The sequence below is a fragment of the Actinomadura sp. KC06 genome (assembly GCF_004348735.1).
In the GTDB taxonomy this organism is placed as follows: Bacteria; Actinomycetota; Actinomycetes; order Streptosporangiales; family Streptosporangiaceae; genus Spirillospora.
The window spans coordinates 1-16,774 of sequence record NZ_SMKT01000088.1 but is presented as its reverse complement, the minus strand read 5'-3'; the positions used below and the strand labels follow the sequence as shown (position 1 = coordinate 16,774).

12 protein-coding genes are annotated in these 16,774 nt (G+C 74.2%); 9 read left to right on the top strand and 3 right to left on the bottom strand.

The window, feature by feature from the left end:
* The first annotated feature begins 249 nt into the window (after positions 1-249).
* On the top strand, positions 250-1,197 hold the full coding sequence (locus E1287_RS25875; protein ID WP_131967661.1) for a helix-turn-helix transcriptional regulator: 948 nt from the start codon (positions 250-252) through the stop codon (positions 1,195-1,197).
* A gap of 81 nt (positions 1,198-1,278) precedes the next feature.
* On the opposite strand, the gene E1287_RS25870 is transcribed toward E1287_RS25875, so the two are convergent.
* Complete coding sequence (locus tag E1287_RS25870; RefSeq protein WP_131967660.1) at positions 1,279-1,839, bottom strand: dihydrofolate reductase family protein; 561 nt, start codon at positions 1,837-1,839, stop codon at positions 1,279-1,281.
* A 116-nt stretch (positions 1,840-1,955) separates the two neighbouring features.
* Here E1287_RS25870 and E1287_RS25865 point away from each other — a divergent pair, with 116 nt between their 5' ends.
* From E1287_RS25865 to E1287_RS25830, 8 genes are all read left to right on the top strand, one after another.
* Positions 1,956-5,210 carry a BTAD domain-containing putative transcriptional regulator gene (locus E1287_RS25865; protein ID WP_131967659.1) on the top strand — a complete coding sequence of 1,085 codons (3,255 nt, stop codon included), beginning with the start codon at positions 1,956-1,958 and terminating at the stop codon, positions 5,208-5,210.
* A gap of 106 nt (positions 5,211-5,316) precedes the next feature.
* Positions 5,317-8,640, top strand: a complete 3,324-nt coding sequence (locus tag E1287_RS25860; RefSeq protein ID WP_131967658.1) for an ABC transporter permease — start codon at positions 5,317-5,319, stop codon at positions 8,638-8,640.
* A gap of 73 nt (positions 8,641-8,713) precedes the next feature.
* On the top strand, positions 8,714-11,311 hold the full coding sequence (gene cas5 / locus E1287_RS25855) for a CRISPR-associated protein Cas5 (protein ID WP_131967657.1): 2,598 nt from the start codon (positions 8,714-8,716) through the stop codon (positions 11,309-11,311).
* The gene (locus E1287_RS25850; protein WP_131967656.1) at positions 11,308-12,273 is read left to right on the top strand and encodes an ABC transporter ATP-binding protein; all 966 of its coding nucleotides are present in this window, start codon (positions 11,308-11,310) and stop codon (positions 12,271-12,273) included. Before cas5 ends, E1287_RS25850 begins: the two co-directional genes overlap by 4 nt.
* On the top strand, positions 12,266-12,964 hold the full coding sequence (locus E1287_RS25845) for an ABC transporter ATP-binding protein (RefSeq protein ID WP_131967655.1): 699 nt from the start codon (positions 12,266-12,268) through the stop codon (positions 12,962-12,964). Before E1287_RS25850 ends, E1287_RS25845 begins: the two co-directional genes overlap by 8 nt.
* Positions 12,965-13,017: 53 nt before the next feature.
* The gene (locus E1287_RS25840) at positions 13,018-14,214 is read left to right on the top strand and encodes a Tm-1-like ATP-binding domain-containing protein (protein ID WP_131967654.1); all 1,197 of its coding nucleotides are present in this window, start codon (positions 13,018-13,020) and stop codon (positions 14,212-14,214) included.
* Positions 14,211-15,032 (top strand): phosphoenolpyruvate hydrolase family protein, encoded by an 822-nt coding sequence (locus E1287_RS25835; RefSeq protein WP_131967653.1) that lies wholly within the window; start codon positions 14,211-14,213, stop codon positions 15,030-15,032. The genes E1287_RS25840 and E1287_RS25835 overlap by 4 nt, the downstream gene beginning before the upstream one ends.
* Entirely contained in the window at positions 15,033-15,440 is a 408-nt protein-coding gene (locus tag E1287_RS25830) for a cupin domain-containing protein (RefSeq protein ID WP_131967652.1), read from the top strand. It abuts the gene before it with no gap.
* 9 nt (positions 15,441-15,449) lie between these two features.
* Here E1287_RS25830 and E1287_RS25825 read toward each other — a convergent pair whose 3' ends face one another.
* Positions 15,450-15,800: a DoxX family protein gene (locus E1287_RS25825; protein ID WP_131967651.1), complete on the bottom strand. Its 351-nt coding sequence runs from the start codon at positions 15,798-15,800 to the stop codon at positions 15,450-15,452.
* A 69-nt stretch (positions 15,801-15,869) separates the two neighbouring features.
* A partial coding sequence (gene hemC / locus E1287_RS25820; RefSeq protein WP_207934456.1) for a hydroxymethylbilane synthase occupies positions 15,870-16,774 on the bottom strand: 905 nt, incomplete at its 5' end.

Genomic DNA, 16,774 nt, shown 5'->3' with positions numbered 1-16,774 from the left:
CCGGTCCCTCCCGGCCCTCACAGACGCGTCGAAGAAGGCCCGGCCGGATCGACACCGCCGCCGGACTTCTTCCAAGATTTTTCTCGAAGCCGTATCGTGCCAGGTCACCAGGGATGCGTGCCCGATAGCTGGGCACTTCACCAGAGATTGTCACGAAACCGGACAATCGGGATAGCTGGGCAAGTCAGGGATTTACGAGTAACTTCTGCGAGGAGAAAGGTTCTTGCGCGTTCGAGGAGGCATCCCGCGATGAGCGCGAGCGAGCACCCCGACGACGTGGCGGATTCGGCGCCGGGACGGATCGTCCCCCCGAACGGATACGCGTACCGGAACGGCCAGCGGACGGCGGGCCCGACGGTGCCGCGCCTGCTGGTCGGGGCGCAGCTGCGCAGGTTCCGCGAGGCCGCGCGGATCACCACCGAGGACGCCGGCTACGAGATCCGCGGCTCCCACTCCAAGATCAGCCGGATGGAGCTCGGCCGGGTCGGGTTCAAGGAGCGCGACGTCTGCGACCTGCTCACCCTTTACGGCGTGACCGATCCCGACCGCCGCGACTCGCTGCTGGAGCTCGTCGCCCTCGCCAACCGGCCGAGCTGGTGGCAGGAGTACGGCGACCTGGTGCCCGCCTGGTTCGAGCCCTACCTCGGGCTGGAGCAGGGCGCGGTGGTCGCCCGCGTGTACGAGGTCCAGGACGTCCCCGAGCTGCTGCAGACCCCCGACTACGCCCGCGCGCTCATCACGGCCCGGCATCCGGAGGCGCCCGCCGACGAGATCGAGCGGCGCGTCGAGCTGCGGATGCGCCGCAGGCGCCGCGTGTTCGAGCGTCCGGGCCCGCTGAAGCTGTGGGCCGTCGTGGACGAGGCCGCCCTGCGTCGCGCGGTCGGCGGCCCCGAGGTCATGCGCGCGCAGCTGCGGTTCCTGATCGACATCTCGTGGCTGCCGAACGTCTCGCTGCAGGTCCTGCCGTTCGCGTCCGGCGGGCACGCCGCCGAGTGCGGCCCGGTGACGCTGCTGCGGTTCGCCGAGCCGGAACTGCCCGACGTCGTCTATCTGGAGCAGCTCGCCGGCGCGCTCTATCCGGACAAGCCTTCCGACATCACCCGCTACAGGGACGTCCTCAACCGGCTCGGCCTGCAGGCGGAGCCGCCCGTCCGGACGCCCGCCATCCTGGACGGCATGCTCGACCAGCTTCCCTGACCGATCCCCCAAGCCCTTTCCCGAGGGCGGGCGGTGAGGGCCGGGCGGCGCCCAGCAGGCAGGCGCCGCCCGGCGCGCCCGCTACTTCGCCGCCGGGGTGTAGGTCGCGACGATGACGCCGGTCTTGAAGGACTTGGTGTCGGCCAGCTCGAACGTCGCCGAGAAGTCCGCGCGGGTGAGCAGCTCGGCCGGGTCGCCGGTGCCGACGATGACGGGGTGGATCCACAGGCGCAGCTCGTCCAGCAGGCCGTTGTCGACGAGCGTCCGCGTCACGTCGCCGAAGCCGTACTGCAGGATGTCCTGGCCGTCCTGCTCCTTCAGCTTGGTGATCTCCGCGACGGCGTCGGCCCGGCGGAACACCGTGGTGTCGCCCCAGCCGGGCTTGTTCAGCGTGTCGGACACGACGTAGTGGGGCAGGGTGTTCATCCGGACGCCGTAGTCGCCGGTCGCCTCCTCCATCGCGGGCCACGCCTGCGAGAAGCCGTCGAACGTCGCGCGTCCCATGAGGACCGCGCCGCAGGAGAACAGCAGCTCGCGGGCGTAGGCGGCGGCCTCGTCCTGGAAGTACGCCGAGGTCCAGTTCTGCGGGTTCTCGATCACGCCGTCCAGCGAGATGTACGTCGAGTTGATGATCTTGCGCATGATGTCCTCCGTGGTCGATCGTTCGCCCTCCGGCGTGCTGGAACCACAATGGTCCAGACCGTTTACGGGATTCTTACGGTCCTTTTCCGCCCGCGGGCGCGGATAGGGTGCGGAACGTGCGCTTCGGGGTGCTCGGACCGCTCGCCGTCTGGACGGACGACGGCGGGCTCGTCCCCGTGCCCGGGCTCAAGGTCCGGGCGCTGCTGGCCGACCTGCTGGTCAACGAGGGGCGCCCGGTCCCCGCCGACCGGCTGATCGACGATCTGTGGGGCGACGCGCTGCCCGGGAACCCGATGGGCTCCCTGTCGGCAAAGGTGTCGCAGCTGCGGCGGGTTCTGGAGGACGCGGAGCCGGGCGCGCGGGCGCTGGTGGAGTCGCGTCCCGCCGGATACCTGCTCAGCACAGGCGGCGACCCGGGCACGGAGCGGGTCGACGCCCTCCGGTTCCAGAGCCTGGTCGACCGGGCGCGGCAGGCGGGCGAGCCGAAGGAGAGGGCGGCGCTGCTGGCCGAGGCGCTGGACCTCTGGCGCGGCCCGGCCTTCGCCGACTTCGCCGACGAGCCGTTCACGCGGGCGGCGTCCGCGCGCCTTGAGGAGCTGCGGCTGACCGCGCTGGAGGAGCACGCCGAGGCGCGGCTCCTTCTGGGCGAGCACGGGGCGCTGGCCGGGGAGCTCGGGGACGCGGTCGCCGAGCATCCGCTGCGCGAGCGGCTCCGGGCCGCGCACATGCTGGCGCTGTACCGGGCGGGACGGCAGAGCGAGGCGCTGGAGAGCTTCGAGCGCCACCGGACGCTGGTCGCCGACGAGCTGGGCCTCGACCCCGGCGCCGACCTGGCCGACCTGCAGCGCGCGATCCTGCGGCAGGACCCCGGGCTGAGCGCGCCCGCGCCGCCCGGGCCCGCTCCGCGCTCGAACCTGCCCGTCCCGGCGACCGAGCTGATCGGACGCGAGGACGCCGCCAGGGAGATCCGCGCCAGGATCGGCACCGACCGGCTCGTCACGCTGACCGGACCCGGCGGGGTCGGCAAGACGCGGCTGGCGGTCGAGGCCGCCGCCGGGCTGGTGGACGCGTTCGGCGACGGCGTCTGGATGGCGGAGCTGGCCGGGTTCGAGCGCTCGACGGTGCCCGACCTGGCCGAGGTCGTCACGGCGAGCCTCGACATCCGGGACGCGCCCGGCGCGCCGGAGGCCGCGCTCGACCGGCTCGCGGCGGCGCTCGGCGCCCGGCGGCTGCTGCTCGTCCTGGACAACTGCGAGCACGTGATCGAGCAGGCCGCCGAGCTGGCGGAGCGGCTGCTGCGCCGCGTCCCCGGCGTGCGGATCCTCGCGACGAGCCGGGAGCCGCTCGGGCTGGCGGGCGAGGTGGTGTGGGCCGTCCCGCCGCTGGAGGTGCCCGGCGACGGCGACGACCCGGCGGCGGCGAGCGCGGCGAGCGCGGTGCGGCTGTTCGCGGCGCGGGCGGAGGCGGCGTCGCGGGGGTTCCGGCTCGACGGCGCGACCGCCGGGCCGGTCGGGGAGCTGTGCCGCCGCCTGGACGGGATCCCGCTCGCCTTGGAGCTGGCCGCGACCAAGGTGCGGACGCTCGGCGTCGAGGGCCTCGTCGCCCGGCTGGACGACCGGTTCCGGCTGCTGTCGTCCGGGCATCGCGGCGCCCCGGCCCGGCAGCGGACGCTCACCGCCGTGATCGACTGGAGCTGGGAGCTGCTGACCGCGCCGGAACGGGCCGTCCTGCGGCGGCTGTCCGTGCACGCCGACGGCTGCGCGCTGGAGTCCGCCGAGGCGGTGTGCGCGGGCGGGGACGTCCCCGAGGGGGAGGTCCTGGACGTGCTGGTCCGGCTGGTCGACCGCTCGCTGGTCGTCATGACGGACCGTCCGGGCGAGCCGCCCAGATACCGGCTCCTGGAGTCGGTCGCCGCCTACGCCGCCGAGCGGCTCGCCGAGGCGGGTGAGGACGAGGACGTCCGGCGGGCGCACCGGCTCCACTACGTCGACCTGGCCGAGCGCGGCGAGCGGCACCTCTACGGGCACGACCAGCCGCACTGGCTGCGGACGCTCGACACCGAGGCCGCCAACCTCCGGACCGCGCTGGACGAGGCCGTCGCCGACGGCGCGGCAGAGGACGCGTTGCGGCTGGTCAACGCGCTGGCCTGGTACTGGTTCCTGCGCGGCAGGCTGACCGAGGCGCTGCGTTCGCTGGAGGCCGCGCTCGCCCTGGACGGCGGCCCGTCCGGCATGCGGGCGAGGGCGCTGACGTGGCGGGCGGGCCTGGCGGTCCTGAAGGGCGCCGGAGGCGACGGCGCCGCCCGCCGCGAGGAGGCGCTGCGGCTCGTGGACGCGTCCGGCGACCCGCGCACGCGGGCCTGGGCGCGCTGGTTCCTGACGTTCGCGTACTTCGACGTGGAGGACACCGCCGCCGGGGCGGTGACGGTGGACGAGGCGCTGGCCGGGTTCCGCGCGTGCGGCGACCGGTGGGGCGAGGCGGCGGCGCTGGTCCTGCGGGCCAAGCAGGCGCACGCGCACGGCGACCCGGCCGCGCTGCGGCGCGACGCCGAGCGCGCGGCGGTGCTGTTCGGCGAGACGGGCGACCGGTGGGGCCAGCTGCAGACGGTCGAGTGGCTCGGCGGGCTGGCGGAGCTGACCGGCGACTACGACCGGGCGGAACGGCTCCAGCTCGACGGGCAGCGGATGGCCGAGGAGCTGCACATGTGGCCGGACGCCGCCGTCCGGATGGCCTGGCGCGGGTGGATCGCGCACCTGCGGGGCGACCCGTCCGCCGCGCGGCGGCTCTTCGGCCGGGCGCTGCGCGTGGCCGTTGAGCAGGGTCACGCGGGGGCGGTCATGTTCGCCGAGATCGGGCTGGGCCTGTCGGCGTGCGCCGAAGGACGCCTGGACGACGCGGAGGACCGCCTCGAACCCCTGCTCCGGGCCGCCTCGCCGGAGGAGTTCCCGCCGCTGTACCTGCCGATGGTGCAGAGCGCGCTCGGCCAGGTCGCCGAGTCGCGCGGCGACGCGGCCGCCGCCGTCACCTACCAGCGCGACGCCCTGGCCGTCGCGATCCGGCTGGAGGCGCCCAGGGACACGGCCGGGGCCCTGGAGGGGCTGGCCTGCGCACTGACCCTGTCCGGATATCACCGGGAGGCGGCCGAGGCGCTCGGGAAGGCGGCGTCCGTCCGGGAGTCGTCGGGCGTCCGGGCCGGACACGAGGAGCGGGCCTGCGCCGACCGCGCCGAGGGTCGCGCCCGGAACGCCCTGGGCGACGACGCGTTCGCGGAGGCGTTCGCCGAGGGAGCGGCGCTGGAGCCCGCGGAGATCATGCGGCGTGCCGAGGCCGTCCCGCCGGAAGGCGCCTCGATCTGGGCCTGTAATACGTAACTTTGTCCGTATTTCAGGAGGGTTGCGAATCGGCACAGAATCATCACGCCCCCTTGTAGCGCCCGCCGCCCATCAATGATCATGATCGGTCGTGAGGCGACGGGGGATGGTTCTCAGGCGCATGGCCGGGGACAGGACGCTGATCCTGGCCGCGTGCGCGACCGCGTTGTTCGCCACCACCGTCCTCGCCGCGCTGGTCGGCTACACCGGGTCGGTGACCCGCGAGGGGCTGCGCCAGACCCTGGCCGACGCGACGTTCGAGTCGGTCGGGACGACCGTCGGCACGAACGTCCCCGCCAACGGGCTCGACACGGTGCGGGGACAGGTCGGCCAGGCGCTCAAGCAGATGTACGGGGACGTCCCGCTCACGATCTCGGTGGGCGTGCGCAGCGACTCCTACACCCTTCCCGGCCAGGAGAAGAGCGAGCATCCGGAGCTGACGGCGTTCGGCACCTACACCGGGATCGAGAAGCACGCCCGGCTGACGCGGGGACGCTGGCCCGCCGCCGACCCGGCCGTGGCGCGCGACGGCGAGGTGCAGGCGGCCCTGCCCGGCGCCGCCGCCCGAGCCATGCGCACCGACGTGGACGACGTCCTCACCCTCCGCGGACGGGTCGACAAGGACTCCGTCGTCAGGGTCCGCGTCGTCGGGCTGTTCGACGTCCCGGACCCGGAGAGCTACTTCTGGCAGGGCGACCGGCTGATCACGACCGGTGTCGAGAAGCTCGACTACACCACCTACGGGCCTTTCGTGGTGCCGCCGGACGTGTTCGCGGCCCGCTTCACCGGGACCGGCGCGGACGCCCGGTTCACGGTCATGCCCGACCTGCGCGGTGTGGGGTCCGGCGAGCTCGGGGCCCTCGGCGACCGCGTCGCGAACGCGGAGGAGACGTTCAGGAAGGCCGGTGGCGGGGCGCAGTTCTCCGTCGTGACCGCGCTCCCCGAACTGACCGCGCAGCTCGACGACGCCGTCCTCGTGGCACGGTCCACGATGCTGATTCCGGTGCTCCAGCTCGTCCTGCTGGCCGGGGTCGCGTGGCTGCTCGTCTCCCGGCTGCTCGCCGACCACCGGCGCGGCGAGGTCGCGCTGCTGCGGACCCGGGGCATGGGGATGCGGCAGCTCGCGCGGCTCGGCCTCGCCGAGGGCCTGCTGATCGTGCTGCCCGCCGCCGTGCTGGGCCCGCTGCTGGCGCGCCCCCTCCTGCGGCTCGCCGCGCACGCCCCGACGGTCCGCGACTCCGGGCTGCGGCTGGACGCCGGGCCGAGCGCCCCGCTCTGGATCGTGTCGGTGGCGACCGCGCTGACCTGCGCGGTCGTCCTGACGCTCCCGACGCTGCGCGGCGCGAACCGCACGTTCGTCGAGGCGCAGGCCGGGATCGGCCGGACCGGGCGGCTGCGCGGCTCGGGCGCCGACCTGGCCCTGCTGGTCGTCGCCGGGCTCGCGATCTGGCAGCTCACCCGGTACGGGGCGGACGGCACGGGCGGCGGGGGCGGCACGTCCGGGATCGACCCGTTCATCGTGTCGGGACCGGCCCTCGCGCTGCTCGCCGGCGGGGTGCTGCTGCTGCGGCTGGTGCCGGTGACGTCCAGGGTCGCCGAACGGGCCGCGACGAGGGGGCGCGGGCTCGTCTCCGCGCTCGGCACCCGCCAGGTCGGACGGCGGCGCCTGCGGTACGCGGGGCCCGTCCTGCTGCTGGTCATGGCGATGGCGGTCGGGGTGCTGTCGGTGACGACGATGGCGACCTGGCGCCGGTCCCAGACCGACCAGGCCGACTTCCAGGCCGCCGCCGACCTGCGCGTCACCCGCGCGAGGACGAGCGGCGCGGAGGCCCCGTCGGTGCTCGGCCAGGGCGGACGGGTCGCGGCGCTGCCCGGCGTGACCGCGGCGACGGCCGTCCTGCGCACGGACGCCGACCTCGGCACCGCCCCAACGACGCTGCTCGCCGCCGACGCCGGGACGCTCGGCCGGATCCTGCGCGTCCAGCCCGGCCTGCGCGACGACCTGCGCCTGGACGAGCTGGCTAAGGCACGTCCCGCCGCGCCCGCGCTGACCGTCCCCGGCAAGCCCGGCCGGCTGCTGTTCGGCATGCGGCTCAGCCGCGCCGGGCCGGTGCCCACCACCGAGCGGAACTACAGGCCGCCCGCCGGCTACCCCTACAAGGTGGCGGTGACGATTGTGGACGCACGCGGCCTGACCCGGCAGGCGACGCTGCCCGGCCTCGTCGCGGACGGCCGCGAGCACACCCTCGCGCTGGACGCCGCCGCCCTGGCGGGCCCGGGCGGTGTGCCGTCCTATCCGCTGTCGGTGCGGGGCGTCCACTACTCCTACGACGACAACACCTTCTCCGGGCCGCTCGACCTGGAACTGCTGCACGTGCGGGGCGACGGCACCGGGGAGGCGCCGCCGCCCGCCGGGGCCCGCTGGGACGCGTTCGTCCAGCCGCAGGATGCGAGGCCGCGGGCGACCGCGAAGACCGGTGAGGGCGCGCTGGCGAAGGTCTCCATCCCGGCGCCCCCGTCGTGGGCCGGGGACCTGGTGTTCTCCGACGTGATCGGCAGCGTCCACGCCATGCTCGGCGCGGGGACGCCGCCGTCCCGGGACGCGGGCGCCGGGACGAACACCGACCTCCAGCCGCTCGTGCCCGGCGTCATCACCGAGGAGACGGCCCGCCGCGCCAAGGTCGGCGTCGGCGGCAAGGTCACGGTCAGCACCGTCGACGGCGAGCAGCCGGTGCGGGTGCTGGGGATCGCGCCCGCGCTGCCGAGCGTCCCGCCCGGCGAGCCCGGCGTCCTCGTCGACCTGCCGACGCTGACCGTCACCCGGCTCGCCGCGAACGGGGCGGAGCCGACGAGCATCGCGCCCGGTGAATGGTGGGCGTCGGTGGGGGGCGGCGGGACCGGCCCGGCGGCGAAGGCGCTCGCGGGCCACCCCGCCTGGGGCGAGGTCGCCGCGGACCGCGCCGAGCTGCGCTCCCGCCTGCGCGACGCCCCGCTCGGCGCGGCGCTCCAGGGCGCGCTGGTCCTCGGCTTCGGCGCGGCGCTGGCGTTCGCCGTCATCGCGTTCGTCGTGAACGCGGCCGTGACGGCGGGGGAGCGGTCCCGCGAGTTCGCCGTGCTGCGGGCGCTCGGCGTCGCACCCCGGCAGGTCACCGGGGTCCTCGCGATCGAGCAGGCGTACCTGGTCGTGATCGGCCTGCTCGGCGGGACGCTGCTCGGCCTGGTCGTGGCGCGGCTGGTCGTCCCGCACATCGTGCTCAGCGTGCAGGCCGCCGAGCCGTACCCGCCCGCGGACCTGATCGTCCAGTGGCCCGTGGTGCTCGGCATGGTCGCCGGGGTGGCGGCGGTCCTCGGCCTGGTGCTGCCGCCGGTGATCCGGGTGCTGCGCCGCCGGAACGCCGGCGCCGGGCTGCGCGTGGGGGAGGACCGATGACCGGAGCGGAGCGAGGATCATCGGTCCGACCACGCGGGGGTCTGGGGGTCGCCCCCCAGAAAGGCAGGGACCGATGAGCGGAGGGGGCTTGCGGCTCGTCCGGGCGCAGTGGGCGCCGCTTGTCGCGCTCGCCGTGCTGACGCTGGTGTCGGCGCTGCTCGCCGTCGCCGTCCCGGCGCGCATGGCCGCCGGTTACGACCGGAGCGCGGCGGGCGCGGCCGGGCCGGGCGCCGACGTCCGGGTGGAGGGCCGGGCGGCGGACATGGCCGCGACGACGTCCGTCCCGAGCGAGGACGCGCTGGTCTCCCACGGCCTGACCTGGCAGCAGTTGATGCCGTCGTCCCTGCGCGGGGTGACGGGCCAGCCCGAGGCGTCCGCCACCAGCGAGCGCATGCACATCGAGGGGCGGTTCTCGCGGCCGAGGATCCTCTACCTGGGCTGGGACATCGGCGCCTGGGAACGCGTCCGCGTCGTCTCCGGGACGCCCGCTTACAGCGCCGACCTGAAGCCCGGCGAAGACCTGCGGGTCATGGTCTCCAAAACCTACGCCGACCGGCTCGGCTACAAGGTCGGCGACCGCATCGCGGCGGGCGGCGCGCCCACGGGGACCACGCTGCGCGTCCAGATCACCGGGCTGTACGAGCCGGTGAACGCCGCCGACCCGTACTGGTCGCCCCGCGCCCGGATCCTGCGCCCGACGAGGGAGTCGACCGGCGACCGCATGGACGCCCTGGAGGCCGACGCGGGCACGGCGCTGATCGACGGCGCCGGGTACGCCAGGGCCGCGCGCACGCCCGGCCGGTACTTCACCTTCAGCTGGCGGTTCCCGGTGCGCCCCGGCGCGATCAGCGCCGCCGGCGCCCGCGACGTCGCCGGCGACATGGACGCCTTCCGCTCCGTCGTCGAAGGCCGCACCGGGATCTTCCGCAACTCCGTCGTGACCGCGCTGGACGACCGGCTGAACGCCTTCTCCGGCCAGCTCCGCGCCGCCGAGTCCGTCCTCGGGCTGGCGCTCGGCGGCCTCGTCGCCGTCGCGGCGGGTGTGCTGCTGCTGGCCGCCGGGCTGCTCGGGGAACGGCTCCGGCCCGTCCTCTGGACGATGCGGGCCCGCGGCGCGTCGCTGCGGCAGCTCGCCCTGCCAGCCTGCGGGCTGACGGCGCTCGCCGCCGTCCCGTCCGCGGCGCTCGGATACGCCGCCGGACGCCTCCTCGACGCCGGGGCGCCCCAAACCGGTTCGATCTACGCGGTCGCCGTGCCGGTCGCCGCCGTCCTCGCCGTGTCGGCCGTCATGGTCCTGCGGGAGCGCAGCGCCGGAGTCGGTTCGTCGTCGGGCCGCCGGGACGACCTGGTCTCGGCACGGCCGTCGCGGCGGCGGTTCGTCCTGGACGCGCTGCTCGTCGCGCTCGCCGTGATCGGCGTCGTGCTGCTGCGCCAGCGCGGGGAGACGGCGGGCACCGACCCGCTGATCGCGGCCGTGCCGGTGCTGCTCGGCGCGGCGCTCGCCGTGCTGGTCCTGCGCGCCTACCCGTACCTGCTGCGCGCCGCCGGGCCGTTCCTGCGGCGGCGGCGCGGCGCGGTCGCGTTCATCGGGATCGCCCGCGCGTCCCGGCAGACCGTCGTCGGCGCGCTCCCGCTCGTCGTCCTGCTGCTCGCCGCCACCGTGGCGGGCTTCACCGCGACCGTGGACACGGCCCTGCGGACCGGGCAGGAACGCGCGTCCTGGGCCGAGGTCGGCGCCGACGCCCGCATCGAGGCCGGGCCGATGGACGAGGCGACCCTCGCCCGCGTCCGCGCCGTCCCCGGCGTGACCGGGGCCGTGCGCGCCCGCGTCATCACGGAGGTGACGACCGAGTCGAACACGGCGCCCATGACGGTCGTCGGCGTGGACCTCGGCGCCTACCGTGACCTGGCGCCCGACGTGCCCGGAATCCCCGGCTCCGCGCCCGGCGCGCTGGCCTCGCCGCTCGCCGCCCGCACGATGGGGCCCGGCGACGCGACGCTCAGCCGCGCCGGCATGGACCCGATCCGCGTCAAGGCGCCCGGCGTGATCGAGCACTTCCCGGGGCAGCTGCCGGGCAGCGCGTACATCGTCGTCCCGTACAAGGACATCGCCGGCGCGACCGGCTTCCCGTCGCAGGTCTTCGTCTTCGGGCCCGGCCTGGACGCGGGGAAGCTCCGCGCCGCCGCCCCCGGACGGGGCGTCCAGCTCCGCCAGGACGTGCTGGAGAGCATGGTCCGGGTGCCGCTGGTGTCGGTCGTCCGCGACACGTTCCGGGACGGCTCCCTCATCGGCGGCGCGTTCGGGCTCCTCGCCGTCCTGCTCGTCCTCGTCGTCGGGGCCCGCGCCCGCGGCCGGACCGTCGCGCACCTGCGGGCCCTCGGCCTCAGCCGGCGGCAGAGCCGCGGCCTCGCGCTCGTGGAGATCGCGCCCGTCCTGTTCTGCGCGGTCGGGGCCGGCTGGGTGCTCGGGCTGCTGCTGCCCGAGATCACCGGCCCGGTCGTGGACCTGCGCCCCTACACCGGCGGCCACGCCGTCACCGCCCACGTCCCGAGCCTGCCCGCGCTGCTCGGCCTCCTCGGCGCGCTGCTCCTCGCCGCCGCCGCTGCCGTCGCCGTGGACCGCGCCTTCGACGCCCGCCCCGGAACCGTCCTGAGAACGGGGGACCAATGAGCACCAACGCACCCGGCAGCATCAACGCACCCGATCTGGCCGAGCTTGAGCGGCGCGCCGCCGAACGCGGCCCCGTGTACGGCGAGGGCGCGCACATCGTCTGCGACAACCTCGTCCGCATCTACAAGACCGACGGCGTCGAGGTCGTCGCGCTGCAGGGCCTCGACCTGCTCGTCGACGCGGGCGAGCTGGTCGCGATCGTCGGGGCGTCCGGCTCCGGGAAGTCCACGCTGCTGAACATCCTGTCCGGGCTGGACGTGCCCACCGCCGGGGTCGCCCGCGTCGCCGGGTCCGACCTGCTGACGATGGCGTCCAAGGAACGGCTGCGGTTCCGGCGCGAGCAGGTCGGGTTCATCTGGCAGCAGACCTCCCGCAACCTCCTCCCGTACCTGACGGCCGAGCAGAACGTCGCGCTGCCGATGCGGTTCGCCGGACGGTCCCGCCGCGAGCGCGCCACCCGCGCCGCCGAGCTGCTCGGCATGCTCGGCGTCGGCGACTGCGCCGGACGCCGCCCGCAGGAGCTGTCCGGCGGCCAGCAGCAGCGCATCGCGATCGCCGTGGCCGTCGCCAACGAGCCGCACGTCGTCCTCGCCGACGAGCCCACCGGCGAGCTCGACACCGCCACCGCCACCGAGGTCTTCACCGCGCTCCGCCGCGTCAACGAGGAGCTCGGCACCACGGTCGTCGTCGTCACCCACGACAAGCAGGTGACCGAGCGCGTCGACCGGACGATCGGCATCCGCGACGGCCGCACCAGCAGCGAGGTCCGCCGCCGCTCCGCCGCGGACGGCACCCGGACCGCCGAGGAGTACGCCGTGCTCGACCGCGCCGGGCGCGTCCAGCTCCCCAAGGGGTTCACCGCGGCCCTGGACATGCGCGACCGCGTCCGGCTCAACCTGGAGCCCGACCACGTCGGCGTCTGGCCCGACCGGACGGCCGACCGGGAGGAGAGCGATGACTGACCCGATGGTGGTCGTGGAGGCGCTCACCCGCACCTTCCGCACCGGCGACCTGGAGGTGCCCGCTCTGCGCGGCGCGTCGTTCACCGTCGCGGCCGGTGAGCTGGTCGCGATCAAGGGACGCTCGGGCTCGGGGAAGACGACCCTGCTGAACCTGATAGGCGGCCTCGAAACCCCGGACGGCGGGACCGTCCGCGTGAACGGCGGCGACGTCGGCGCCCTCAGCGAGGACGAGCTTCTCGCCCTGCGCCGCGACCACATCGGCTACGTGTTCCAGTCGCACGGCCTGATCCCTGTGCTGTCGGCTGCGGAGAACGTCGAGATTCCGCTGCGGCTCGTCCGGACTCCTCCTGCGGAACGCGACGAACGCGTCCGCATCCTGCTGGGGCTTGTCGGCCTGGCCGACCATGCCGCTCAGCGTCCGTACGAGCTGTCCGGCGGCCAGCGCCAGCGCGTCGCGATCGCCCGCGCCCTGGCCAACCGCCCCCGCCTGCTGCTGGCGGACGAGCCCACCGGCCAGCTCGACTCCGAGACCGCCGCCGCGATCATGCCGCTGCTGCGCGCCGTCGTCTCCAGCGAGGGCGTCACCGTCATCGTCGCCACCCACGACGAGGCTCTCCTGGCCGAGGCCGACCGCGTCCTCAACCTGGAAGACGGCGTGACGACCGAAACCCCTGTGCCCGCCCCGAGCTGATGCCGGTTGCCCTCTGAACGTCCGGGGAATCGGTACCGGGATGGGAGGGGCGTATGGCGACTGTCGTACTGGTGGGGACGCTCGACACCAAGGGGGCGGAGTACGCGTGGCTGCGTGACCGGGTCCGGGAGCTGGGCTGCGATGTGGTGCTGGTCGACACCGGGATCGGGCCGTCCGAGGTGGACGCCGACGTCTCCGCCGAAGAGGTCGCGCGGGCCGGTGGCGCGACGTTGGAAGCGCTGCGGGACGCGGGCGACCGCGGCGCGGCGGTCACGGCCATGGGGGAGGGCGCGGCGGCCGTGCTCGCCGGGCTGGAACGGGTGGACGCCGTCCTCGCGGTCGGCGGGAGCGGCGGGTCGTCCATCGCGGCGCGTGCCGTCCGGGACCTGCCGATCGGGCTGCCCAAGCTGATCGTGTCCACGATGGCGTCCGGGGGCGTGACCCCGTACGTGGGTGCCAAGGACGTCACGATGATGTACAGCGTCGTCGACATCGCGGGCGTGAACCGGGTGTCGCGGCTCATCCTCGGCAACGCGGCGGCAGCGGCGGCCGGGATGGCGAAGGCGCACGTCCCGGCCCCGTCGGCGGAGGAGCGCCCGCTGGTCGGGGCGTCGATGTTCGGCGTCACGACACCGGCGGTGGACGCCGCCCGCGAACGCCTGGACGAGCTGGGCTACGAGGTCCTGGTCTTCCACGCGACCGGAGCCGGCGGCCGGGCCCTTGAAGGGCTCGTGGAGAGCGGCCTGCTCGCCGGGGTGCTCGACCTGACCACGACCGAGCTGGCGGACGACCTGGTCGGCGGCGTCCTGTCGGCCGGTCCCGAGCGGCTCACGGCCGCGGGACGGCTCGGCGTGCCGCAGGTCGTGGCGCCCGGCGCGCTGGACATGGTCAACTTCGGGCCGCGCGAGACCGTCCCGGAACGGTTCGCGGGACGGAACCTGTACGTCCACAACCCGACCGTCACGCTCATGCGGACGACCCCGGACGAGATGGCCGAGCTGGGACGCCGCGTGGCCGCGAAACTGGCCGCCGCGACCGGCCCCACCAGCCTGTTCATCCCGCTCGGGGGCGTGTCGGCGCTGGACGCGCCCGGCCTGCCCTTCCATGATCCGAAGGCGGACGAGGCGTGCTTCGCGGCGATGGAGGGCGCCGTGGAGACGGAGCGGCTCGACGTGAACATCAACGATCCGGCGTTCGGACGCGCGATGGCCGACCGGCTGCACCGGATGATCACGGAGGGATCGGCATGAACCGGCAGGACGTCCTGGCACGGCTGCGCGCGGCCGTCGCCGAAGGGCAGCCCGTCATCGGCGCGGGGGCGGGCACGGGCCTGTCCGCCAAGTGCGCGGAGTCCGGCGGCGTCGACCTGATCATCATCTACAACTCGGGCCGCTACCGGATGGCGGGACGCGGCTCGCTCGCCGGGCTCCTCCCGTACGGGGACGCGAACCAGATCGTCGTGGAAATGGCGTCCGAAGTCCTGCCGGTAGTAAAGGACACCCCCGTTCTGGCCGGAGTCTGCGGCACCGACCCCTTCCGCCTGATGCCCGTCTTCCTCGACGAACTCAAGGCGATGGGCTTCGCAGGAGTACAGAACTTCCCGACGGTCGGCCTCTACGACGGGGTGTTCCGGCAGAACCTCGAAGAGACCGGAATGGGGTACGACCTGGAAATCGAAATGGTGCGGCTCGCGCACGAGCGCGACCTCGTCACCGCCCCGTACGTCTTCGACGAGGACCAGGCGCGGGCGATGGCCGAGGCGGGCGCGGACGTCCTCGTCCCGCACGTCGGGCTCACCACCAAGGGCAGCATCGGCGCGGGCACCGCGCTGACGCTGGACGAGGCCGTCGAGCGGGTGCAGGCGATGCGGGACGCGGCGGCCGCCGTCCGTCCCGACGTGCTCGTCCTCTGCCACGGCGGCCCCATCGCGGAACCGGAAGACGCCGCCTACGTCCTGTCCCGAACACACGGAGTCGTGGGCTTCTTCGGCGCCTCCTCCGTCGAACGGCTGCCGACCGAGCGGGCCATCACACAGCAGGTGGCCGCCTTCAAGAACCTGGAGCTTTGAATGCTGGTGAATCCCGGCGACGTGACCACGATGACCTTCGACTGGGGCTCGATCAAATGGTTCGTCACACCGTCCGGCGTGCCGGGCGCGAGCAGCACGCTGGGCGAGGTGATCGTCAACCCCGGCCAGGGGCACGCGCGCCACAACCATCCGAACGCGGAGGAGGTCATCTACGTGATCTCCGGCGAGGCGACGCAGATGGTGGACGACGGCGACCCGTTCATCATCCGCGAGGGCGACGCCGTCCACATCCCGAAAGGCGTGTGGCATTCCACGTACAACACGACGTGGCGTCCGCTCCGCCTGATCGTCACCTACACCCCGGGCGGCGAGGAAAAGGCGTTGGAAGGCGCCCCGGACTTCTGCCTGCACGCCCCCGGCGCCATCCCAGAATGGCGCCAGGCTTAGCCGGGCGTCCTATTGTGCGGCGGCGAGCGTGAGGGACGCGACGGCCAAGGCGAGGTAGGTGCCCGGAAACGCGATGTTGTGCAGGACGCGAGTCCGCAGGTGAAGGCCCACCGCCCCGACGAAGAAGGCCACGAGCCCGGCCGCCGCGGCGATGCCGATCAGGTCGAGCCCCAGCAGGCCGAGCACGAGCCCCGCCGCCCCGGCGGCCTTGAGCGCGGCCAGGCCCGGAATCGACCACTGCGGCACCCCCACTTCGGCCCCGTTGGCGAGGACGAAGCGGGCTCTGGCCAGGTCGGCGACGACGATCGCGGCATTGGCCAAGATCGTCACAACGGTGACGACGATGTATGCGACGTGCATGCTCACCCCTCGATGTCCACGTGTTCCCCACGCAGACGGGCGAGCACCGCAGAAGGTGACGCGTTCCTTTCAGTGCGGGATACCGTCGATCAGGTCGCGGGCGCCTTTGCGGAGCAGATCGCCCGCCACGTACGCGCCCAGATCCTCGCCCTTGTCCGGCGCTGACCATTCGTGCGAGTGCACGAACTCGGACCCGTCTCGGGTGAAGACCATCCCGCGCAAGGCCAACCGCCCGTCCCGCTCCAGCCGCGCATGCCCCGCGATCGGGCTGTTGCAATGCCCCTGCAACCCGTGCAGCATCGTGCGCTCCGCGCTCACGCATCGCCGGGTGTCGTGGTGGTCCAGCAGCCGCACCAGTTCCACGATGTCGGGATCAGCGCGGCGGCAGTCCACCGCCAGCACGCCCGCGCCCACGGCCGGAATGATGTCGAGTATTTCGCCTGCCCGGTCGATGCCCAGCCGCGCCAGACTCGCCCGCGCCAGCACGATGGCGTCGAACTCCTCGCCCGCGTCCAGCCGTCCGAGGCGGGAATTGACGTTGCCGCGCAGGTACTCGACCCGCAGATCAGGCCGGATCCGCCCGAGCTGCGCACGCCGCCGCACCGCCGACGTTCCCACCCGCGCCCCCGTCGGGAGATCGGCCATGCACTGGATCTTGCTCGCCATCGGGAACAGCATCACGTCGGCGGTGTCGTCACGCTCCACGTAGGCGGCGAACACCAGCCCATCCGGGCGCGGAACATCGCCGGGCACGTCCTTGAGGCAGTGGACCGCGATATCGACCTGACCGGTCACCAACGCCCGATCGATCTCGCGCATGAACGCGCCCTTGCCGCCCAATTCACCCAGGTGACCCCGATGCCGATCCCCGGCCGTCTGAATCCCGACCACCTCGACCTGGACATCGGCCAGCTCTTCCAGCCGCCCGGCCACGCTCCGGGCCTGCACCATCGCCAGCGGGGACGTCCGTGTAC